The organism is Pseudomonas fluorescens (assembly GCF_003732425.1).
In the GTDB taxonomy this organism is placed as follows: domain Bacteria; phylum Pseudomonadota; class Gammaproteobacteria; order Pseudomonadales; family Pseudomonadaceae; genus Aquipseudomonas; species Aquipseudomonas fluorescens_BE.
The window spans coordinates 525,836-545,854 of sequence record NZ_MOBX01000014.1 but is presented as its reverse complement, the minus strand read 5'-3'; the positions used below and the strand labels follow the sequence as shown (position 1 = coordinate 545,854).

Sequence of the window (20,019 nt, the reverse complement as noted above, 5' to 3'; positions counted from 1 at the left end):
CAGGCCAGGTCATAGGCGACGGCGATCAGGTCGGTGATGGCGCCGACGCCGCACTCATGAAAAAACTCGCAACGGCCCAGCTCAGCGCGTTGAGGTCAGCCAGATCCAACTGGTTGACCGACGACGGTGGAATACCGGCGCACACGGCGATGTACTTGGCCGCCACGTCCATGTCGAGGCTGACTTCTTCGCTCTTGTCGATCTTGTACGGCAGCGCCTTGATCGCTCGCACTTCCTGCACCGTCGGACGACGCAGGACGAGTTCGGTCAGGGGCTCGCCGTGAGCTTCGATCGCAACCTGAAGCTTCACGGCGCCGCTCATTGCCAGGTCCCCTTGATGCCTTCGAATTTCAGTTCGATGGTGGCGTCATCGCCTTTGGAAACCGGCTCTTCGACCAGGTAGGCACCGGCCAGTACGTAGACTTTGCCGTTGCTGAATTCGCAGGTGACGGTGATGTCAGTGCCTTCGATCAGCTTTTTCAGCGGGAAGTCGGCGGTGTGCAGCGCGGTCACTTTGAACGACGGCGCGATGTCGGTTTCCTTGTAGAAGCCGGGGACGACGGTTTCGCGTTTTACCGCCATCAGCGGGGCTTCGCAGCCGCCATTGATGGTCAGTTGTGCGCCGTCGACTTTGACGTAGCAGGTGCCTGCAATCAGTTGACCCATGGTGTTACTCCCTTGAATAAAAAAGCCCACGCGAGGTGGGCTGAATGCTTGACGTCAAACGCGCTTATCAGGCCGCGTCGTCGTACTGCAGACGGAATTGGTTGAGCAGTGCGAACACGCGCAGACCGTTGATGTAATCCGGCGGGAACAGCACGTTCACGCGGCTCGGATCCTGTACGTCGCGCTCGACGATCAGGTGCTCGGCGAACAGCTCAGCGTTCTCGACGTGGCCTTCCAGTTCGAGCTTGGCGTACTGCGCGATCAGCTCACCGCGAATGGTCGCAGGCGTCACGATCGGCTGGCCGGCGCCGAAACGGGTGCCGTCCGAGGCCAGTTTGTGGCGCCCGTATTTGCTGGTGATCACGCTTTGCAGACGACGCACGATGAACGCCGACTGGTGCATGGTTTCGCTGTCCAGGTAGGAGTTGTCGGCCTGACCGTAAGCGTTTTTCTGGTAGGTGGTGATCGAGCGCTGGATGCGCACGTAACCGCCCTCGTAGTAAGCAGTGGCGATGCCGTAGTTGAGCAGCGACTGACGCTCGGTCAGGGTGAAACGCTCACTCGCCGGCGCAGGGTCGACACCCGGCAGGCTGCCGCTTTGGGTCGGACGGCTGGCGTCGGCGGAGATGAACACCGCGGTGCGTGCAGCCAGTGCCGCCGCTTGTACCCAGAACGGTTGCGGTACGCCCGGCTCCAGCGCCTGAATGGTCATGTGCTGGTCATTGCGCGCCTGGCCAGCTGCGACCAGCGTGCCGACGGTGCCGCGCTTGGCGCTGTAAACGTGACCGAACAGTTGCTTGGCCCAGGACCAGCGACCGGTGCTGTCATCCATGACTGCTTGCCAGGTGTTGAGGGTCGACAGATCGGACCATGGCAGTGCGATGAACTCGAACGGCTCGTCGCCCAGCGCGGCAATCGCCGCCACCTGATCCGGCACACCGGCGCCGCCGGTCATGGCGGTGACCGCAGCGGTCAGGCCGGCCGGGGTTTCTTCGCCGTTGCTCTTGCCCAGGCGATTGAACTGCAGGCTGATGTCGTTACCGCTGTCGCCCGTCCATTTGGCGTTCAGGGTGACCACACCTTCGGCAGCGGCAGCGCTCACCGGCAGATCGGCAGTGGCGTTGATTTTCTGCGCCAGTGCAGTGGCCGCTTGTGCGGCAGTAGCACCGTTGACCACGGTGGCTTGCACACGCACGCCGCCGACATACAGATTGAGCACACCGGCCTGAGTGGCGGTGCCGGTCAGGGTCAGCACGCCTTTGGCGATCGCGCCTTCAGTGTTGTGCAGCGGCAGGCACCAGATCTCGCCGATCGGGTCAGCCTTGCGGAAGGTCTCGTACATCGAGGCGAGCATCGAGCCTTGGCCACCGATGCTTTTCGCCAGCGCAACGCTGGAGACCAACACCAGTTTGCCGACTTCGGTTGGCGCAATGTTGTCGTTAACCTGAGCCACGATCAAACGACGCAGGGTCGAGCTCGCGCTATTGGCGGCCGAGTTGTCCATTTCGGCATAGAACAGCGGTACACGAATGTCCGCAGGGATGTTGCTGAATCCGATCGCCATTATTTGGCTCCCTTTTGTTTAGCAGTTGCAGTTTTGAGGGTGATATCGCCGTCGGCCAGACGCCGGCGCCACCAGGCGCTGTCCAGCACTTCACGGCCTTCGGCCGGCAGCAGATCGCCCGCCTCCGGGTCAGGTACGACGCGGCCAGCGGCCGGCAGTACGGTGATGCGATTGCTCATGGGGTTACGTCTCCAGAGAAAGTCATTTCCACGCGCCCATCGGGGCCCGGGCGTTTCAGGTTGGGGTCGGCCGGGTCGATCGCATCGACCCGCACGGTGGCCCCGGTAAAGGACGACAAACCGTCCAGTTCACGTTCGTGCCAACTCTCCGCAGGCTGACTCGGCAGATTGCGACCGAGCTGGAACTCGGCAAAAAAGCGCAGCCGGTAGAAGGCGCGGCTGCTGTTGATCGACACCAACTCACCACCGTCATAGGCAATGGCGCTGTAGTCAGCATCGGGTTTGAAACCGACCAGCGCGCGCCACAACTCGGCGCGCAGGTCGTGCAACAGATCCAGCGCTTTTGTAGCGTCGCTGGCGTCAAGCACCAGAACGATTTCGAAGCGGTCACGGATCGGTTGGGTGGTGAGGTTTTGGGTGGTGCTGTTGCTGGCCACGTCGGCGATTGGCAGCACGTGAGCCGAGGGTGTCGGCAGGTCTGCATTGCCTTGCAGCAATGCCAGATCGACACCTACCGCAATATGATTGGCCAGGCTTGGGCATTGCCCACGCAGCTGCGTGAGGATCGGGGTGATCTTCATGGGGGGTGTTCCAGAATGATGAGAATTGCGCAGGACCCAATGTGGGAGCGAGCCTGCTCGCGAAAGCGGTGTCTCAGTCGCCTTCAATGTTGGATGTTCCGGCCTCTTCGCGAGCAGGCTCGCTCCCACAGGGAGTTGTGTCGTCAGTCTTTGGATTCAGCCTTTGGATCGAGGCAGCTGGCATCGATCAGGCAGCGATAGCTGTTCTCGCGATTGCCGCTGGCAGTGACTTTTTCGATCGACCAGCGCCCGCGCATGAAGTCCGGCCAGGTGTCGTCGAGCAACAACAGCCCCTCAGCCGTCAGCAGCGGATTGCCCGGGCAGGTGATTTTCACCTTGTACTTTTTGCGCAACATCTTGCGTACTTCACCCTCGCCGACCGCGATGGCATCGGCTTCGTTGGGCTGTTGCTGACGGATGACCTTGTGCGGCGCAACACCGGTTTCAATCCAGCGCACCACACCCGCCGCCGCATCCCAGAAACAGGTTTTGCAGCCTTGCGTCTGTTCGCGTGCGGCCTCTTCCAGGGTGGCGCTGATAAAGGCCTGATCGCCGGGACGATTGTTGTGGGTGACCGACAACGTCACATCCGGAAGTTCCTGGCCCGAAATTGATTTGATCTGACCGGGCCGCGCCAGCACATACGCATCGCCATAAGGTTTGGCGACCAGGTTGTACTTTTTCGCCAGGCGCGTCAGAAAACCCATGTCGGTTTCATTGGACTGGTCGACGTGGGCAATCTTGATCGACGACACGTCCGCTGCGACACGCGGTGAAAAGCCATGGAGCGAGACCAGTTTGCTAAACAATTCACCGAGTGTCGTTGGCCCATGACTGGCAGTGCGGCGCTGCTTGAAGCCGGTTTCATCATCCTTGCTGAACGGCGCCGCAGTGGCGACCAGGGTCAGGCGGAACGGGAACAGCGTCGGCGTCAGTCGCGTCACTTTGAACTGGCCCTTGTCGACCATCCCGGATTCCAGATAACCGACTTTCAGGCCGATCCTCCCGCCCAGATTCGGCAGCCCTTCGAGGCCCTCAAGATCCACCGTCAAGGTCAGTTGATCGGACTCGATACCGGCGGCATCGATGTGCTCCCAACTGATCAGGCGTTGATTGAGCAGAGCCGCATTTGCGCCGTAGATTTCTACCGCCGGGGTAAAACCCAGTGTCATGCGACCTCCTTAATCCCAGGCTGTGAGCGGTTTGATTGCGGTGGGTTTGCTGTCGAGTTCAGGCAGTACGATCCAGATACCAGCAGGCAGGATCGGACCATGCTCGGCCAGGGTCGGATTGAGTTTCCACAACGCTTCTTCAGCCACATCATCGCTGCGCCCCGTTTCGCGGTAGAGCAGCAGATTCAACGAATCACCGGCCACGCTTCGAACCTTACGCATTGTTGAACTCCGATAATTCGAGGGTCCAGTCGACCACCATCGCCGTACCATCATCGATGATGCAGGTTTGGGTTTCCTGAACCATGGTGATTCGCCACAGGCCCCAATTTCGGCCGATGCCATCAATCAGCGGCAGCGGCACACGAAGGGCTTGCAGCGCCCGTAGCTCATCCAGCCGATCCATGGCCACCGCGTACATTGATTTGCCGGTGATGGTCAGGGTTTCGGGTTTCTGTCCGATTTGATGGGACTTGGGTTTGCTGGTGAGAATCTGCAGTTCCGTCCAGCCGCCGTCGGACTTGCGCAGAAAACTGCTGTAGGCAAAGCCGCGTGACAGACCAAAGATAAAACTGCCCAGCGCCATTTGTTGTTTCATGTGGCGACTCCGTCGGTCAGGGCTGCGTCACGTCGTGTGGCGAGAGGATTGGTCGGCATGATCTGGCCCAACTGACTCATTGTTGTCTGCACCACCAGATTGGCCAGTGCCTGGGCGCTGCCCTGATCCTGACCATTGATGTGAATGGTGGAATTGAACGTGACAGGCTGGCTGGCGGCTGTGGAGGCAAGTGCCGCAGGGATCGTGGAGGTCGCCGAGGTCGCGATGAGGTCTTTACTGACCTGTGCAGGAGAGCCGAGACGATCGACTTGTGTCCCTAGCTTGTCGCCCAGGGATTCACCGATGGCCCCGCCCGCCATGCTCCCCAGCCACCCGCCGACCATGGTGCCCACACCCGGCAGAATCAACGTACCCAGTGCAGCACCGACAGCGGCACCAACAGACGACCCGGCTAACGATGCACCGGACGACACGACGGCACGCTTATCGCCGCTCATGACGCCGTTGACCATTTCATATCCGGCGCTAAGCAACCGCAGCGGCGGTGCCCGTCTGGCAAGCAGTCTGCCTGCCCTGGCGTAAGAACCGGACAGTGGAGCGGCCGGTGCAGGACTGACGGCTGATGAGCCTGCAAATGCCGTCATGGTTCCCGGCCAGTACGTGCCGGACATGCGGGGCAGAACGGGTGGTGCCGGTGGAGCACTGATGCGTGGTGGCCGAGGGGTCACCGTGCGGGGGCTTTTCGCACCTTGACCGGTTTGTTCACGTCGGACTCGAGGCTTGATGCTTGACCGGCGAGGCTTGAGTCTGCCACCCGTCCCGCCGCCCAGCGGTTTGCAACAGCAGTCATGGCCCGCGCCATTTCCGGCCGACGTTTTCTTGGCTTTCGGGTCTTCAATATCGGCAATCAAACCGCCAAGACCGAACGGCAATTTTGAAGCGACGCCCTTGAGCAGTTTGTCGGTGAAATTGCCGAATGCCTTGGCCATCACCGCCACCACGATGGCCGACAGTCCAACGCCCGCAAGGGCCAACGCCGTCGAGGTCTTGGGATGGGCTTCAGCGATATCGGCCACGCCATTGGTCATATTCGTCAGCGAATCCAGCGTGCCGGTCGCATCCGGAGCCAACGCCGTGATCAGACGATTGAGACTGGCATCGAACGCGTTCCAGCTTCGCTGAGGGTCTTTGCCCGCAGGCTCGGCGCTGCGTTCAATCGCGCCGCTGTAAGCCGGTGTCAGTGGATCATTGGGCTTGAGCAATGAAAGCGGCGTCTGTGCCTGGCCGGGTTTGCCCATCCACTGGCGCACGCCCCCCTCCCCCTTGAATGGCGATGCGAGGCTGCTCTGGGTCGCTTGCGAGGGCACAAGCGTCGACGTTCCTTCCAGTTTGGCCGGAGCGACCAGCGAAAACGCTTTTTGCAGGTCTTCGGGTTTCGCCAGCAGTTTGCGTACACCGTCGTCGCCACTGAAAAGTGTCTTGATCAGCGCTGCTTGCTGCTCTGCCGGTTGTTGCTTCAATGCCGCCAACGCTTTGACAAGGCTGTCCGGTACGTTTTCGGTCAACTTGCCGGGATCAAGCCCCAACGCCTTCCACGCCGACTGCTCGGCCGCCGAGCCTTGGGGGCCTTTGGCCAGGGCTGCGCTGATGCTTTTCACCGACGCCCCGGCACCGGCCTTGTCGACGTCAGCATTGAGCAACGCGGCTGACAGCGCCGCCAACTGCTCGGGCAGGATCCCCGCTGCAACGGCCGACTCGCCGGATTGCTGCACGACCGAGCCGATGTCGGCAGCCGTCGCATTCAGTCCGCTGTTGCCCAGATGCTGAGTCGCATCGGCCAGCAGCTGACCTTGAGTGCGATCCAGTTTCATCGACACTTGCCAGGCCGACAGCATTTCACCGGCCGACTTGAGGCTGATGCCGAACGCCGACGCATTGACCGCTGCATCCTGGGCAAAGTCCAGCAGCACCTGTTCCTTGTCGGCGCCCTTGAGACCCGCGCCAATCCCGGATCGGCCAGCCGCGACTTCGACCTGCACCAGATCCACGACCGTCGCCCCACTGCCGGCAAATCGTTTGTCGGTGGCCAGTTTGAGGTTGGCTTTCGACATTGTGTCGAGGTCGCCAGTCAGGCCTTGAACCTGCTTGATCTGGGCCATGGCGGTTTCCAGCGCCATGGCCGATTGCAGGTAGGCCGGAGGCGAGCGTTGTTCAATCTCAGCCTTGAGCTTTGACTTGCTCTCGCCGCCAGCCGCCGGCGCGGCAGTTACCATTGGCACCTTGAACGATGCCAGGGCCGTGTTCAGCCCCAGGACAACGGCGCCGAGTTTGATCTGTTCACGCACCAGACTGCGGATGTCCAGGCTGGCCGTGAGCAGCGCCTCTTTCAGTTCGGACAGTGGTTTGATCAGGCTGTCTGTGGCCGATCCCCCTGCCGACAAACCGGAACCCGCGCCTGCGGTTTGCGCGGCGTACATCAGCGAAAACGATGTGTCTGCCATTGCCGCTCTACTCCTTTTTCACGCCAAGGCGAGTGATCGCTATGTCGTAGCGGCGCAACGCCTTTTCGGCGTCCCATTCCAGAATCTCCGCCTCACTTACCGGGTAAATGAGCGGGACGATATCGAGGATTACTTCGATGTCGCGTTCCGAAAGTAGGCCGCCGGCTGGTTTAAAAAATCGTCGATGCGCACCTGCAATTGCGTCCAGTCCGGGACGCTCATCAGGGCCAGATCGGGGATCATCAGGCCGGTGCAATGGGCAGTGATGAACTCGGCGCGTTCCTTGGCCGTTTTCAGTTTCTTCATCACTTTGGTCGCACGCAGTGCAGGCATTTCCAGCGACAGCGAGGTCACGGTGCGGCCGGTCACGGCGAGCGGTTGCAGCAATTGCACCTGATCGGGATCGGCGGATTTTTCCGCGTCTTCGACCTGGTCGAGAAAGTGCGAGGCCGGACGGGTCGACATCTCGTGCACGTACTGGGCGATGGTCACGTAGTCCGGGCGCTTGAGCTGGTCGAGTTCCTTGACCGACAGGCCGGTGGCGAGCAGCGCCAGTTCGAAGAACTGGTCGTCTTCATCATCGCCGGCGCGTTCCAGCGCTTCTTTTTGCGCGGCGTAGAACAGCGGCTTGAGCTGGATTGTCTCGATCTGCGAACCGTCGTCGCCGGTGATCGGCGACAACAGGTCATGCTGGGGTGGCATCCACGACATGTATGAATTCCTTGGTGATTCTTAGGGATTACTCAATTTCTGCCAGTCACACTGGCCCACTGTGGGAGCGAGCCTGCTCGCGAAAGCGGTCGTTCAGTCACATTGATGTTGAATGTGCTGGCCTCATCGCGAGCAGGCTCACTCCTACAGGGTTTTGCGGTGTCGGGAGGGGTTACGGCATCAGCACCGCACGCCGGGCATCACCGAGGATGTCGACGCCGTTGAGCACGAACTTCTGGGTGCGTACGTCGATGTCGATCACCGGGATGCCGTTTTCCAGGCGGTTGTAGGTGCGGCAGGACAGCTCCAGTGTGGTGATGGCTTTGCTACCCATTTTCAGCGCATCTTCAGCCAGAGATTTCAGCTTGCCGCCTACTGTGTGATAGGTGAACCAGGTGTTGCCGTCCTGATCCTGACCGGCTTCACGCACGTTCAGCAGGATGTCGTCGCCCAGCTTCACGCCCATCGCCAGCAACACTTCAGCACCGGTGCCTTGCAGCTTCAGCGTGGCATTCAGCGCCTTGGCGCTCTTGGCCATTTCCTCAACGATGAAGCGCCCGCCCGTCATGCTTTCCATGTCGAAGTCGATCTTCGGCGGGGTGAACTCTTCAACGGTGGCCGACAACGGCAGGCCTTGCAGGGTGGCCGCGATGGCCTGTCTTACGCGGTTGGTAAACATTAGAGAACGTCCTCCAGGAACTGCTCGATGATTTCATCGCGGGCGTTGAGTTGATAAACCATGTGTTCGTTCGGCGCGTAGCGGCCGTAGTCGATGACCACGTACCAGGTGCCGTTCTTGTACTTCTCGACGCTGTTGAGTTCCGGGTGCAGGTAGACGCTGCCGCCAGGAATGGTTTCGTCGGCGACCAGGGTTTGCAGCCAGTCGTTGATGCGCTTGACCTCTTGATCCATGAAGGATTTGGTGAGGTTCTTGGCCATGGCTTTCTGGCCAGCCTTGACCAGCTTGCGGCTGATCGCATCTTCGAGGCCGACGTAGCTGATGAACTTGCCGGTGATCGAGCGGTTACCCAGCAGCGAGAAGCCGCCGAGCACGGTGCGGGCGTAGTAGCTCACGCCGTAGCGGTTGAGCAGATCGCCTTCGGTGGAGGTGTCGAGAATGTTGTACTCGACGACGCGCGAGACGTCTTCGGCGTAGGTCACCTGATTGCCCGGGCTTTCCCACTGCTTGACCTTGGCCAGCGCAGCAATCGCCAGACTGGAAGGCGACAGGAAGACGTTTTTCTTCGCTGCTTTCGAGTACACGGCCGGCATGTTGTGCACCACCAGGCAACGGTCGAAACCGAGGTCGGCACCGCCGAGTTCCTGGCTGTACAGCACTTGATCGGCAACCGAGGCGTCCTTGCCGTCCAGTACCACACGGGCCTTGATGCGCTTGCCGAACGAGGCGAACTCGCCGGCCACCGCTTTGGTGCCGGTGAAGCCCGGCGCGCCGATGATGGTCAGGTCTTCCGGAACGCTGCCCAGCGCCGCCAGACCGAGCTTGCGGCCGGTGGTGGGATCGACGCCGCCGATTACCGCGTTAACGGTGTCGGCCGGGGTCGCGCCTGCCTCGACGATCACCACGTAGACCGGCACCTTGACCACTTTGAGGATCTGGTAAACCGCGTGGTACAGGGTGCCCTCTTCCGAACCGGTCGGATCGAGCAGCGCGTGGGTGGTGAAGCTGTTGATGCGGAACGGTGCGTTACGCGGAATCAGCGGATCGGCTTTCGGCGCAGTGCCGACCAGACCGATAACGTTGTCACCCAGGCCACCCATGGCCTCGGGGGATTCGGTGGCATTGACGGTAATGCCGTTGTGCTCGAAGTTCAGAACCTCAGCCATGGTTAGTCAGCCTTCTTGGCAGCGGCCTTTTTGGCCTGGGTGGTGGGGGTTTTCAGTTCCAGTCGACCGGCGGTGTGCAAGGCACTGGCCTCGACGTCGAGCAGATCAAGGTCTTGACCGACGCTCGACCAGTGCCCACCGCCGGTGGGGAATGGGACGAGCACGGTGTAGGTTTGGCGGGTTGCCATTTTTCGTTTCTCCATAAACGGGAAAGCCCCTCGTGGGGAGGGGCTTGGCGGGTGTTGATTTGTTTTAAGCGGACAATAAAACGCCCCGGGGTGCGGGGCGTTTATTACAAACTTGCGGATTCAGGCAGTGATGAATCCGGCCAGCCCTCTGCGAGCATTTCATCCCGATACTCGCCCGCCTCGATTGCACGTAACAAAGTCAGCTCACGGTCAAAACAGGCTTGGACGTGCGCCCTGACGGCCTTGGCAATCGCAATGATCTGTGTCGAGCCGATCGAAACAAAGCCTGTCATCGTCTTGAAGTTACAGCGGTATTCGGAGTCGAGGACCGCCGAGAGGCCAGTACTGGCGATCAAGGCTTGGCTGTCGCGTGTCGTCTCGATCTGCATGCCATCCACTTCAACGCCTACCGCTTCACGTCTGAAACGCTCCGCGGCCACTTTTTTTGCGAAATCAGGAACGATTTTCGGCAATGGCATCTTGACCACCTCGCCATCGACCAACGTCCATACCCCATCTAACTCCTGAGTAATTCGCAAAAATAATGCTTCACTCAGAGGAATGGCGTCCCGCGGCACTTCATGAATCCCTTTGACGAGGCAAGCCATTAAAGTCGCATCGTCATTGAATACTGCGTATTTCATAAACATAACCTCAATAGCCTAAAGCTAGCCAACGGTAGCTCGCACCGCCACCACCGCCGGCATAGTGATAAATGCTGATCGTGCTTTTAGAGGCAGGGGCCACTGCCCCGCTGATGGGTGCCGTAAAGGCACCACTGCCGTGTACTGAAGCAAACGCATTCAAAATTGCATTAGGAAAAGGGATAGGCAGCGTAACCGTGGCACCTGTGCCACTATTGATTAACGTCGTTACTCCCCACTGAATAATGAAACCACCGAGCCAACTAGGCAGTGCGATGAAGCCATTGCTGGCGAGGCTCATCGAAAAGCCAAATCTCAGCTTCTTGGGAGAGACAATCGTTGTGTCGTCGAGGCCTGCGTCAACAAATACCTGAGTTGCGATTTTGGTCGTGCCTTGATTGAGTTCGGTCGCTTGCTGCGCCAGAACGGTCAATGCGGCGATGTCGATACTTCCCTGATTGATCGGTGCGTTCCAGGCTTTGATACACCACATGACAGCGATGTTTCGAGGGCGGGTTTCAGCTTCGGCGCTCTGACTGTAGGTTCTAGGCGTTCCGAAAGGCACGTTGAAGCCGTGATTATCACCCGCTGTCCGAACCAACCAATCCACAGGGTTGTCTTTCAGCACGACTGAAGGCATGAGCCCTGCAGGATCAAATTGCTGACCACCACCACTTTCTGTCGGGAGATAGTGGAAATGATTTTTTAGGGTGTCGACCTGGGCACTGCCAACAGCTCGTCCGACATCTACACCACGCCCGTGATCCCAACCACGCAGAAACTCGCCGCGTGACTCCGGCAACCGGAAATTGCCCGCGCCCTCGTCACCCTTGTTGTAAGTTGTACCGAGAAAAGCGGCTAGATCCGGATAGGTCGCAATGCTCTGCACACTTCCATCCAGCTCCAGATAACCGGGTGCAACGATGCCCGTCGGGAATGCCAGAACAGCCCCCACTGGAACGGCGGATTTGAGGCGTTCGACTTCCTTGGCCAGTGCGGCTACATCGATGGTTCCCTGATTGATCGGCGCATTCCAGGCCTTGATGCACCACATGACGGCGATGTTACGCGGCCTCACAACTCCGCCATCCGCCAGTATCGATGAGGTTACAACCCCCGAAGTCGTGTACGTCCTGGCTACCCCAGGATAATCAGTGGATATGAATACATCGGCCTGTGCAGCCGCCACCGATGCCTGCACAACCTCGACCGTGAGGTTCGGATTCGGGTTGCTGTCGAAAGTAGTTACCGTACCCTTTTGGGTCGAGCCAGCCACACGGCCAGCGTCTACACCCCGCCCATGATCCCAACCGCGCAAAAACTCCCCGCGCGCCTCCGGCAACCGGAAGTTCCCAACCCCCTCATCCCCCTTATTGAACTTGCCGCCAAGATAAGCGCTCAAGTCCGGATAAGTCGCGCTGCTCTTGACGCTGTTATCCAGCTCCAGAAAGCCCGGCGGCGGAGCATCAACCGGAAACGCAACAATCGACCCCACCGGCAACGCCGATGCCTTGGCAATCAGCGCTTCAACTTCAGCCTTGGTGTACGAATCCTTGATGCCAAATCCGGCCAACGTCTCGGGGTTCGCACCCGCAGTCGCACGGCCATATTCATCAACGGTCAGACTCTTGTAAGTCCCGGCAGCAATCCCGGTGCGCCCGGCCAGCATCTTGAAGGTCAGCGCGGTCGTGCCAAGGGTGATCGGTGCATTGGTGGTCAGATGCCACAACGAATCACCGTTCGCCGTGCCCTCCTCCACCATCACGGTCAAACCCGGCGTCACCTTGGCGCTGCTGTTGGCATCGGTCGCCCGCACCCAGTCGCCGTTGGCAACGATCCACAGGCCGTTGTCCTTGGCCAGCGTCTGATTCGGCAACAGCACACGGTCACCAGCGACCACAGCGACGCCGTCAATTTGCTGCGCACCGCTCAACACAATGTTGCTGGATGCCGCAACACGCACCGACTGCTTGCCATCGAGTTTGCCGAGTTCTTCGGCGAGATAACTCATGACCCAGGCACGCGTGGCCTTAACAACGGTGTCATCAATCAACAACGTCACCAGCGACGCATTGCTGGTCTCGAAAATCGAGCGAATGTAAAACTCTTTCCCCGAGCCGGACGTAGCCAGAACCGGTTTAAACGATTCCGGATATTTGACGATGGCGTAGAGAATTCCAGTATCAGTCCACAGCCCCGCTTCCCGTACATACCAGCCGCCAACATCCGGCGGAATGGTCACTTCAGCGAGCAGCCAGCTCGGATTCTTCTCGTCCTGGAACAGGGCATTGAGCGGCCCGCGCCAGACTTCGCGTTTCAGCGCAGTGGCAGTCGCAGCCGGGTTGTAGACCGAGCCGCCGCCATCGCCGACAGAAATCTGCGTCAACTTGATCGGCACGCCCGCGGCCTTGCACGCCGTTTCGTAGGCAATCCCTGCGTTGGTGAGCAGGGTGTAATAGTCAGCCATTCAGGCCCCCTGAGGATAAATAGTGGATGTTTCGACGGTGTACATGCCGGCGGCCAGGAACGCCTCTCCCGAGGTTTCGAGCCCTTCGATGAACACCGGATAAACCGTGGTCAGTTCGCCGCAAAACGTCGCGGCGCCGATGACGTGATTGCCGAAAGTGCTCAAGCCAACGGAGACCGACAGCACATCCCGTTCGCTTTTGGCATCGGCCAGACGTCGGTCGAGACGGGCGTTGATTTCTTCGCTGTAGGGTTGGTCGCTGAAGGCTCGTACGGAAAAGCTGTACGGCGCGCCGGGCGGTGTCTGTTCGTACCAGGCGCGAATCTCGGGTCTTAACTGCAAACCCTTGGCGGCGTTTTCCAGCGCCTTGCGAGTGCCGGCCTGGCGCGCGGTGGGCCATGCCAGTTCGACGGTCAGGCGTTTTTCCGCTTCCGGTGCAGCAGTGCTCCATTCAGCAACACCGCGATCCGCTGCCAGATACGGCAGAAACGCGACCGGCGTTTCGCTCGGGTTCATCAGTTCGGGGAACGGCGGCGCGATGCGATCAAGCAGTGCGCCGAAGCCCAGATCCAAACCCCGTTCAAGTGCCGAACTGTTCGCCGTCAGCAGCGTCGGGCGCTGAGTTTTTTCACTCATAGCGTCAGCACCTCGACTTCGACCGCCGTACAGTACGGTGCTTGAAACGCCGTGGTCACGATCGGCGCCAGCGGTTCGAGAATCTGCAGTTGCACGGCACCGGCGCTGTGCAGTGTGTAGTCGATCCAGCTCGGATCGACCCGACCTTCGAGGCGATGACAGCTGTCGGCATAAGCCTGCAATTGCTGTTGCGCGGCGACTTTGGTCAAGCCCGAGTCGGGCCCGGAATTGATCTTGGCGACGACACGAATGTTGTAGCGCTGAATGTCGGCAGCCTTGACCGTGACAAGGTCGGTTTCCGGTCGCACATCAGGCCGCGCGAAGTGCTGACGCACGCCCTCAAGTAATGCTGCGGAAGGTGTGCCATCGCTTTCGCGGGACAGCACGGTGACCTGCACTTCGCCGGGTGCGGTGCGTCGAGCATTGCCATCCTTGACCTGCGCAGCGAGGCCGTCCGGGTCGAAGGTGTAAGTGACGTTCACCACACCCGCCTCAGTGGATTCGACCTGCACCGTCGGACGTTCGCCGAGCGTAAAAACCTCGCGGCGATACTGCATCCGCGAACCGGCTGCCGGCGCATGGGGCGCCAGGTAATAACGCAAGCGAGCGTCGTCGTCGCTTTCATAAATCGCCGGCACCGGCGGGAATGCCGCCGGGTCGCCCGGATCGAGCAACTGCCGCTCCAGGCCCATGTCCGCCAGGCGTGCATCGAGATTGCTGCCCGTCGCCCACCACGCCAGCATCTGTTTGATGCGAGCGTTGTATTTGCGCTCATGGGTTTGCAGCCGCACACAGAAAGCCTCAAGTGCCAGGGTCAGCAGTTCGCTTTCGTTATCCAGACTGGTCTTGAGTTTTGCTGCACTGTCCGGCGAGCGCGCACCGACGTATTCGATGACGAAAGTCTTGAACTCGGCGAGCAGATCCTCGAAGGCTTCAACGGTGATCAGCGCGGGTTCGGCCAATTGGTTTTGGCCGGGGATCAACATACTCATGTCACGACCTCGAAGGTTTGTTGACGGTTTTTCCAGGTGCCGGCAAACCGCAACAACAGGCCGGCGCCCTGACGGCTGGCGACGATCACTTGCGGCTGAAAATCGCTGATCCCGTTCTGCGCGTTGTAGAACGCTTGCGCCGCGTGGCTCTGGGCCAGAAGCAGAACGTCGTCACCGAGGTTCTGCCCCAGCAGCGTGGGGATCAACGATCCGTACAAGGGCCGTTTTTGCCGGGTGCCCAGCGGCGTGGTCAGGGCCCGGGTCGCGCGCTGCACAAACTGCAGCCAGTCGTCGACCGTGGCCCCGCTGTCTCTATCGATTCCGATCATGGGAAGCTCTTGAATCAGGGGCTGATGACGCGGCCCTGGTGATCGACCAATGGGCCACTGAAGTGCACGCCCGAGGTGTCGATAGTCAGGCCGACGGCACCGAGTTGCAGGGTGATGATTTGTGGTGTCATCGCTAACCGGGCCGGGCCGATGCTCAGTTCCAGCGATTCGCGAGAACCGCTGAAGGCTGCCGGGCCGTTTTTCCAGTGCAGGGTGTGCGAAGCATCGTCGTAGCCGCTTTCGCTGCCGTCCTGATGCACTCGACGGGTCAGCGTCGGCACCGTAGAGGCTGGTGGAAAACGGTCACTGTTCAAACCAAACAACGCCACACTCTGTGCGCCGCTTTCGCCGCTGCCGTAATTGAACAGCAGACACTGCTCGCCTACCGTCGGAATCCGCGACTCGCTTTGTGCCCCGGCACTCGGGTTGAAAAACTTGATGGTTGGTGTCAGCAAACCACCGTGGCTGACCTGGCAGGTGTTGCTCGCAACATCGACGGTCTGGCAAATACCTATGCGGCAGAAGCTTTCGGCGCGGCGGTGCAGGTCGTCGATTTCCGCTTCCATCTCGGCCAGGCGTTCGATGATCGGGCCGAGTTGCATGCGCAATAGTGCATCGAACATCTCAGGCCTCCAGCGCAGTGTATTGGCCGGGGTCGTCGATATCGCTGACTTCCCAGGTGCGAGCAAATTTAGGCGTGCCCAGCGGGTCGTCGAGCAGCGTCGGACCGAGGTAGAGGGTCTGGATGAACGTCAGGGTCCAGGCTTTGTATTGCTGTTCGCCACGGACGAGCAATGACGGCAAGCCATCAATGTTCATTGGCAGGTCGCACTGATCGCCGGGCAGGTTCCAGCGGTTGTCGGTGATCAGGTTTTTCAGCGCAGCGATCAGATCGCACGCTGCAAATGCGCTGGCAGCAAGGGCCGGGATGACTTGCAGGGACACCGTCATGACATGGGCAATTCGCCCATCAGCGGCGCGCACTCCCGATGCATTTCGGTCGAAGTCGATCAGCACCCAAGCCTGTTCGCCGGGAGCACTGAAAGCCTCGTGATTACCGACGTTGAGGTTCAGCCCGGCGGTGTTACGCAGTGTCGTCGCGATGGCTGTGAACAGTTGCGACGGCTGCTGGATCGGTGTGGGCATACATGACCTCCTTTTCAATCGTCCACGCGCAGCCCTGCCGCCAAAATGGCGGCACGGAGAATTGGTTTTGGTTAAGGTTGGTCGCGAGGCGGAACTTCGCAGACGCCAATGCGCTTGGCGGCCCAGCGTTCGTACAACCCGATGGCGACGTCGGCGCCAGCCATCGCTGTCAAGCAACCGAAGGCGCCGGCGGCCCAGATCGACAATCCGGCGGCGTACAGCAACATGATTGCCGATACGCCGCAGATCATGCAGGCGCCGGAGCGCAGGGCCAGGCGCCGCAGCAATGACCAGCCACGGGCGCCCTCCTTGTCAGCGCGCCACATTTCGCCGGACACCCCGCCGACGACGGCAAGGAGGATGACCAGCCAGATCGGCATGTCCGCCAACGCTTGTTGCTCGTTTGTCATGTCACGCCTCCGTAGGTGATTGATGAATGATGAGTGTTGGGTTCAAACGGTTTCTCTTGAGGTAGGCATTCCAAAAAGCCCGGCGCGGGGGCCGGGCTTTTCAGTAATGCGCTCTCACAGTGAGGTTTTGACGGCGCACGGCGTTGGCATCGCTATGGGAGGCTGGCTGAAAGAAGGAGCAGCCATCGCTCAACCAGTCATGCGCATAGGGATCAAGCGATGCGCTGCCCAATTCAATAAGGCGCGACTGGCCAGACAATGGTTGCCGGGTAACCCGGTTGTTTGTCGATGTCGCTGACAGCAATCGAATAGAGCTTGTGAGCGTGCAGCAGGGACTGCTCCTCTGGCGTGGCGACATTAATGTCAGCCTTGAACTGCAAGGAGTTAAGCAGCAGCCAGTTAGCCGCTCCGTTCAACAATTGCCATTTCTGCAATTGCGCTTGATCAATCAGCTCTTGCTCGGTCGGTGGCGGCGGCACGTAGGCGGCGAATGCCCAGACGCCGTCAGTTTTGGTGGCGACCCAACCCAGTTGTACTTCCGGATGGTCGGTCACTTCTGCCCAGATAATGCTGGGGTGAAACATTTGCGTGATGTCACCGTCCGTTTCGAAGAACTCGACGATTCGATCCTGATCAACACGTCCATATCGGCGCATGGTGTTTTCCTTTTCAGAGTGGCTTATTGAGCGATTTGTCGAACATGCAATGCCTACGACAATTTATGGAGATGCTTGAGCATTAGGCAGGCATTCCAAAAAGCCCGGCGGCGATGCACCGGGCTTTTCAGTAATGCGCTCCTTCGCCTTCCTTCAATTCCTGTGTTCAAGAAGGAAGCTGACTGTTCGGCGCTACTGGCGCGGTACGAGTCCATTCAAATTGTTTTTCCGACCGCGGTCCCTGCCCGCCGGATAACTGCTTCTGGTGCTTTACGCTGCACACCCGGGTCAGTTGCCAACCCTCTGAACCGTTGAGGCCGGTTCATCGCTGCCTGTTCTTGTGGAACTAAAGAGCTTTCTTGCCAGCCGCTTTGTCGAGCGGCTTGGTGGCAAGAATATGCATGTATGCATATACAGTCAATGCGTAAATGCATTTATTTATGCACGATAAATGCGCGAATGCATGAAAGCCCCGCAACTCAAGGGCTTGGCGGTTTTCTCAAGGCGAAAAAAAACCCGCCAATGGGCGGGTTTGTCTGAAGAGGTTCGGGTTAGCGGGCGTACATGCCCCACCAGAAGACGTGACCGAGGATGACGATCTGCTCTTCCTGGATTTCCTGGAAGCTGTAGTCCTCGTCCGGATGTTCATCGCGATTGAAGCTGCGCAGACGAATGCCGGTAGGCAAGCGGTAAAGCTGCTTTACGCGTAACTGGCCGTTGTGATTGATCGCGTAAAGGTCGCCATCAATGATGTCGCCGATGCCGCACTTGCCCGCATTGACACCGACAGTGGCGCCATCGCGCAACACCGGCAACATGCTGTTGCCGCGCACTGTCACGCATTTGGCCTGGTCGAACTGCACACCGTTATGGCGCAGGCTGCGCTTGCCGAAGCGCAGGCTAGAGCGCTCGCTCTCTTCGATGACGAATCTTCCTGATCCAGCAGCCAATTCAACCTCGCGAAGGAACGGCACCGACACTTCGTCGTCATCGACAGGTGTGTCGTCGTCCCACAGCATTATGTCCTTGAGTTCCGCATGCACGTCATCACGCGCGGCACCGGCCGAAGGCGCGACATCCGCGCGCCCGCGCAATTGATCGGTGCTCACAGCGAAGTACTCGGCGATCTTCGAGATGTGTTTATCCGAAGGATCGACGATCTTCCCGCTGAGAATCCGCGAGAGAGTGGATTGAGGCACGCCGGTGCGACGGTGGAGCTCCGTGGGGGAGATCCCGTGCTGGTCGAGCAGTGCTCTTAAGACGGAGGCTACGTTGCGTTTTTGCATAACGCGCATAGTGCTTGAACTCTTTTGCGAACACAAATGCTGATTTGCATAAATGACGCATAGATACTCATCCGCACCCAATCGTTTCACGGCTGCGACGTGCCAATCAGCCGTGGTAACCTAGCGACAACTAGGAAACTTCCTACAAGTCCATCAGAACAATCTTATTTCAATCCAACCTCCTTCAGATTCGACGCTGAAATGACTTCTGCCCTGAACAAGCAACTGTCGCCTGTGGCCCAGCCAGCAGGATTGGACAGTCGAGCGATTGATCAACACTGAGCCATCCATGACCACACCCCATTTAAAACAGCGCAAGAACAGCGACATTGAAGCGTTGCGTGCGCTGGCGATTATCCTTGTCATCTTTGCCCACATTGCCTTGATCCTGTCCCCGCAATCGGTCTACTGGAACGTGCTGGCGGACTATCGATTCGGCTACGGCGTCGATATTTTCTTCTGCGTTTCCGGGTTCATCATTACCAAATCGATTGCCAGTGAGATTCCGGCCAGCCGAAGCTTTCGTGACTTGCTGGAGTTGTGCGCGCCGTTCTGGGTCAGGCGGTTCTGGCGACTAATGCCATCGGCCCTGTTCTGGATTGCGGTATCGCTGTTGCTGTCTCATCTCTATGGCGGCAAAGGGGTGTTTTTGCAGTTGGAGATTTTCGTCCACTCCGCTCTCGCCGCAGCCTTGCAGTACATGAATGTGGTGTACGCCGTCAGCCGAGACACCGGTACGCTGGGCGATGCCGGGATTTACTGGAGCCTTTCCCTGGAAAACCAGTTTTATCTGGTGCTGCCGATCATTGCGGTGCTGGCCGGTCGGCGCTGGATGCCTGCGGTATTCATTGCGGTATTCCTGGCGCAGTTCTTTCTCACCCGGCAACTGATTCGCCCCACACCAGAGTTGTGGGCGTTCCGTACCGACGCCATTTCCCTGGGCGTGCTATTGGCCCTGTGGCACAGCAGCGAAAGTTACAAGCGCCTGGAACCGACCTTCCTGAAAAACAAGGCAGTGGCTGTGCTGTTACTGACGGCGATGATCTGGCTCCTCGCCGCGCTGACCGCCCCTAACCCGCCCCTGCCTTTCGCCATGGGACTGACCGCCGTCGGCTCAGGTTTACTGGTCTGGGTCGCGAGCTACAACAAGGATTATCTGACGGCCAACCGCGCCGTGGCAGCCTTGTGCAACTACATCGGCTCGCGCTCCTACGCCATCTACCTGACGCACGTCATTGCGCTGTCGCTAGTCAGGCATTGGTTCTTTGCCGCACCTGGCGACACGCAGCCAACCCCTTTCGACGGTGGATACACTGCGTTGTATATCGGTGCTTTTGTCGCGATCACTTTGTTGTTTTCCGAATTCAACTACCGCTACATCGAAAACCCGATGAGAAGGCACGGCGAGAAATTGTCGCGCAACCTCAAATCCCGATTCGCCGTGGCTTGAAACAGACAACAGGGATCAACGTCGCGAAAGGGCAAAA

General features: G+C 59.3%; 24 protein-coding genes. 1 reads left to right on the top strand and 23 read right to left on the bottom strand.

Going from position 1 to position 20,019, the window contains the following annotated elements; genetic code table 11:
• Positions 1 to 25: 25 nt before the first annotated feature.
• The 23 genes from BK670_RS19580 to BK670_RS19470 form a co-directional block, all read right to left on the bottom strand.
• Positions 26 to 322, bottom strand: a complete 297-nt coding sequence (locus BK670_RS19580; RefSeq protein ID WP_007908778.1) for a phage tail assembly protein — start codon at positions 320 to 322, stop codon at positions 26 to 28.
• A complete protein-coding gene (locus tag BK670_RS19575; RefSeq protein ID WP_007908779.1) occupies positions 319 to 666 on the bottom strand; it encodes a phage tail tube protein in 348 nt (115 codons plus the stop codon). The genes BK670_RS19580 and BK670_RS19575 overlap by 4 nt, the downstream gene beginning before the upstream one ends.
• A gap of 67 nt (positions 667 to 733) precedes the next feature.
• Positions 734 to 2,230 (bottom strand): phage tail sheath subtilisin-like domain-containing protein, encoded by a 1,497-nt coding sequence (locus BK670_RS19570; protein WP_123452125.1) that lies wholly within the window; start codon positions 2,228 to 2,230, stop codon positions 734 to 736.
• The gene (locus BK670_RS19565) at positions 2,230 to 2,409 is read right to left on the bottom strand and encodes a DUF2635 domain-containing protein (protein ID WP_123452123.1); all 180 of its coding nucleotides are present in this window, start codon (positions 2,407 to 2,409) and stop codon (positions 2,230 to 2,232) included. The genes BK670_RS19570 and BK670_RS19565 overlap by 1 nt, the downstream gene beginning before the upstream one ends.
• Positions 2,406 to 2,990, bottom strand: coding sequence for a phage tail terminator protein (locus BK670_RS19560; RefSeq protein WP_123452121.1), 585 nt, complete (start codon positions 2,988 to 2,990; stop codon positions 2,406 to 2,408). The genes BK670_RS19565 and BK670_RS19560 overlap by 4 nt, the downstream gene beginning before the upstream one ends.
• A gap of 143 nt (positions 2,991 to 3,133) precedes the next feature.
• Entirely contained in the window at positions 3,134 to 4,162 is a 1,029-nt protein-coding gene (locus BK670_RS19555) for a phage late control D family protein (RefSeq protein ID WP_123452119.1), read from the bottom strand.
• A gap of 9 nt (positions 4,163 to 4,171) precedes the next feature.
• Complete coding sequence (locus BK670_RS19550) at positions 4,172 to 4,384, bottom strand: tail protein X (RefSeq protein ID WP_123452117.1); 213 nt, start codon at positions 4,382 to 4,384, stop codon at positions 4,172 to 4,174.
• Positions 4,377 to 4,760, bottom strand: coding sequence for a phage tail protein (locus BK670_RS19545; protein ID WP_123452115.1), 384 nt, complete (start codon positions 4,758 to 4,760; stop codon positions 4,377 to 4,379). Before BK670_RS19545 ends, BK670_RS19550 begins: the two co-directional genes overlap by 8 nt.
• Positions 4,757 to 7,222 carry a phage tail tape measure protein gene (locus BK670_RS19540; RefSeq protein WP_123452113.1) on the bottom strand — a complete coding sequence of 822 codons (2,466 nt, stop codon included), beginning with the start codon at positions 7,220 to 7,222 and terminating at the stop codon, positions 4,757 to 4,759. The genes BK670_RS19545 and BK670_RS19540 overlap by 4 nt, the downstream gene beginning before the upstream one ends.
• Before the next feature lie 129 nt (positions 7,223 to 7,351).
• Positions 7,352 to 7,933, bottom strand: coding sequence for a phage tail assembly protein (locus BK670_RS19535; RefSeq protein WP_123452111.1), 582 nt, complete (start codon positions 7,931 to 7,933; stop codon positions 7,352 to 7,354).
• A 172-nt stretch (positions 7,934 to 8,105) separates the two neighbouring features.
• Positions 8,106 to 8,612: a phage major tail tube protein gene (locus tag BK670_RS19530; protein ID WP_103520481.1), complete on the bottom strand. Its 507-nt coding sequence runs from the start codon at positions 8,610 to 8,612 to the stop codon at positions 8,106 to 8,108.
• Complete coding sequence (locus BK670_RS19525; protein ID WP_095119266.1) at positions 8,612 to 9,778, bottom strand: phage tail sheath protein; 1,167 nt, start codon at positions 9,776 to 9,778, stop codon at positions 8,612 to 8,614. Before BK670_RS19525 ends, BK670_RS19530 begins: the two co-directional genes overlap by 1 nt.
• Positions 9,779 to 9,780: 2 nt before the next feature.
• Positions 9,781 to 9,966 (bottom strand): hypothetical protein, encoded by a 186-nt coding sequence (locus tag BK670_RS19520; RefSeq protein ID WP_003222199.1) that lies wholly within the window; start codon positions 9,964 to 9,966, stop codon positions 9,781 to 9,783.
• Between the two features lie 104 nt (positions 9,967 to 10,070).
• The gene (locus tag BK670_RS19515; protein ID WP_123452109.1) at positions 10,071 to 10,610 is read right to left on the bottom strand and encodes a DUF4376 domain-containing protein; all 540 of its coding nucleotides are present in this window, start codon (positions 10,608 to 10,610) and stop codon (positions 10,071 to 10,073) included.
• Positions 10,611 to 10,620: 10 nt separating this feature from the next.
• Positions 10,621 to 13,077 (bottom strand): phage tail-collar fiber domain-containing protein, encoded by a 2,457-nt coding sequence (locus BK670_RS19510; RefSeq protein ID WP_259697579.1) that lies wholly within the window; start codon positions 13,075 to 13,077, stop codon positions 10,621 to 10,623.
• Entirely contained in the window at positions 13,078 to 13,713 is a 636-nt protein-coding gene (locus BK670_RS19505; protein ID WP_123452107.1) for a phage tail protein I, read from the bottom strand.
• Complete coding sequence (locus BK670_RS19500) at positions 13,710 to 14,705, bottom strand: baseplate J/gp47 family protein (RefSeq protein WP_123452105.1); 996 nt, start codon at positions 14,703 to 14,705, stop codon at positions 13,710 to 13,712. Before BK670_RS19500 ends, BK670_RS19505 begins: the two co-directional genes overlap by 4 nt.
• A complete protein-coding gene (locus BK670_RS19495) occupies positions 14,702 to 15,034 on the bottom strand; it encodes a phage baseplate protein (RefSeq protein ID WP_038357957.1) in 333 nt (110 codons plus the stop codon). Before BK670_RS19495 ends, BK670_RS19500 begins: the two co-directional genes overlap by 4 nt.
• A gap of 14 nt (positions 15,035 to 15,048) precedes the next feature.
• Positions 15,049 to 15,657 carry a phage baseplate assembly protein V gene (locus tag BK670_RS19490; protein WP_123452103.1) on the bottom strand — a complete coding sequence of 203 codons (609 nt, stop codon included), beginning with the start codon at positions 15,655 to 15,657 and terminating at the stop codon, positions 15,049 to 15,051.
• Between the two features lies 1 nt (position 15,658).
• A complete protein-coding gene (locus BK670_RS19485) occupies positions 15,659 to 16,180 on the bottom strand; it encodes a hypothetical protein (protein ID WP_123452101.1) in 522 nt (173 codons plus the stop codon).
• Between the two features lie 71 nt (positions 16,181 to 16,251).
• Positions 16,252 to 16,590: a phage holin family protein gene (locus BK670_RS19480; RefSeq protein ID WP_011332709.1), complete on the bottom strand. Its 339-nt coding sequence runs from the start codon at positions 16,588 to 16,590 to the stop codon at positions 16,252 to 16,254.
• A 233-nt stretch (positions 16,591 to 16,823) separates the two neighbouring features.
• A complete protein-coding gene (locus BK670_RS19475; RefSeq protein WP_123452099.1) occupies positions 16,824 to 17,246 on the bottom strand; it encodes a tail fiber assembly protein in 423 nt (140 codons plus the stop codon).
• A 551-nt stretch (positions 17,247 to 17,797) separates the two neighbouring features.
• Entirely contained in the window at positions 17,798 to 18,532 is a 735-nt protein-coding gene (locus tag BK670_RS19470) for an XRE family transcriptional regulator (protein ID WP_007908821.1), read from the bottom strand.
• 289 nt (positions 18,533 to 18,821) lie between these two features.
• Between BK670_RS19470 and BK670_RS19465 the strand changes: the two genes are divergently transcribed.
• Positions 18,822 to 19,982: an acyltransferase family protein gene (locus BK670_RS19465; RefSeq protein ID WP_123452097.1), complete on the top strand. Its 1,161-nt coding sequence runs from the start codon at positions 18,822 to 18,824 to the stop codon at positions 19,980 to 19,982.
• Positions 19,983 to 20,019: the final 37 nt, after the last annotated feature.

Bases quoted from the DNA above. Each gene is read 5' to 3' on its own strand.
- BK670_RS19575 (WP_007908779.1), bottom strand. From the start codon at position 666: ATGGGTCAACTGATTGCAGGCACCTGCTACGTCAAAGTCGACGGCGCA.
- BK670_RS19485 (WP_123452101.1), bottom strand. From the start codon at position 16,180: ATGCCCACACCGATCCAGCAGCCGTCGCAACTGTTCACAGCCATCGCG.
- BK670_RS19545 (WP_123452115.1), bottom strand. From the start codon at position 4,760: ATGAAACAACAAATGGCGCTGGGCAGTTTTATCTTTGGTCTGTCACGC.
- BK670_RS19565 (WP_123452123.1), bottom strand. From the start codon at position 2,409: ATGAGCAATCGCATCACCGTACTGCCGGCCGCTGGCCGCGTCGTACCT.
- BK670_RS19550 (WP_123452117.1), bottom strand. From the start codon at position 4,384: ATGCGTAAGGTTCGAAGCGTGGCCGGTGATTCGTTGAATCTGCTGCTC.
- BK670_RS19515 (WP_123452109.1), bottom strand. From the start codon at position 10,610: ATGAAATACGCAGTATTCAATGACGATGCGACTTTAATGGCTTGCCTC.
- BK670_RS19490 (WP_123452103.1), bottom strand. From the start codon at position 15,657: ATGTTCGATGCACTATTGCGCATGCAACTCGGCCCGATCATCGAACGC.
- BK670_RS19580 (WP_007908778.1), bottom strand. From the start codon at position 322: ATGAGCGGCGCCGTGAAGCTTCAGGTTGCGATCGAAGCTCACGGCGAG.
- BK670_RS19525 (WP_095119266.1), bottom strand. From the start codon at position 9,778: ATGGCTGAGGTTCTGAACTTCGAGCACAACGGCATTACCGTCAATGCC.
- BK670_RS19470 (WP_007908821.1), bottom strand. From the start codon at position 18,532: ATGCAAAAACGCAACGTAGCCTCCGTCTTAAGAGCACTGCTCGACCAG.
- BK670_RS19510 (WP_259697579.1), bottom strand. From the start codon at position 13,077: ATGGCTGACTATTACACCCTGCTCACCAACGCAGGGATTGCCTACGAA.
- BK670_RS19555 (WP_123452119.1), bottom strand. From the start codon at position 4,162: ATGACACTGGGTTTTACCCCGGCGGTAGAAATCTACGGCGCAAATGCG.
- BK670_RS19530 (WP_103520481.1), bottom strand. From the start codon at position 8,612: ATGTTTACCAACCGCGTAAGACAGGCCATCGCGGCCACCCTGCAAGGC.
- BK670_RS19505 (WP_123452107.1), bottom strand. From the start codon at position 13,713: ATGAGTGAAAAAACTCAGCGCCCGACGCTGCTGACGGCGAACAGTTCG.
- BK670_RS19480 (WP_011332709.1), bottom strand. From the start codon at position 16,590: ATGACAAACGAGCAACAAGCGTTGGCGGACATGCCGATCTGGCTGGTC.
- BK670_RS19570 (WP_123452125.1), bottom strand. From the start codon at position 2,230: ATGGCGATCGGATTCAGCAACATCCCTGCGGACATTCGTGTACCGCTG.
- BK670_RS19475 (WP_123452099.1), bottom strand. From the start codon at position 17,246: ATGCGCCGATATGGACGTGTTGATCAGGATCGAATCGTCGAGTTCTTC.
- BK670_RS19560 (WP_123452121.1), bottom strand. From the start codon at position 2,990: ATGAAGATCACCCCGATCCTCACGCAGCTGCGTGGGCAATGCCCAAGC.
- BK670_RS19540 (WP_123452113.1), bottom strand. From the start codon at position 7,222: ATGGCAGACACATCGTTTTCGCTGATGTACGCCGCGCAAACCGCAGGC.
- BK670_RS19520 (WP_003222199.1), bottom strand. From the start codon at position 9,966: ATGGCAACCCGCCAAACCTACACCGTGCTCGTCCCATTCCCCACCGGC.
- BK670_RS19500 (WP_123452105.1), bottom strand. From the start codon at position 14,705: ATGAGTATGTTGATCCCCGGCCAAAACCAATTGGCCGAACCCGCGCTG.
- BK670_RS19535 (WP_123452111.1), bottom strand. From the start codon at position 7,933: ATGTCGTGGATGCCACCCCAGCATGACCTGTTGTCGCCGATCACCGGC.
- BK670_RS19465 (WP_123452097.1), top strand. From the start codon at position 18,822: ATGACCACACCCCATTTAAAACAGCGCAAGAACAGCGACATTGAAGCG.
- BK670_RS19495 (WP_038357957.1), bottom strand. From the start codon at position 15,034: ATGATCGGAATCGATAGAGACAGCGGGGCCACGGTCGACGACTGGCTG.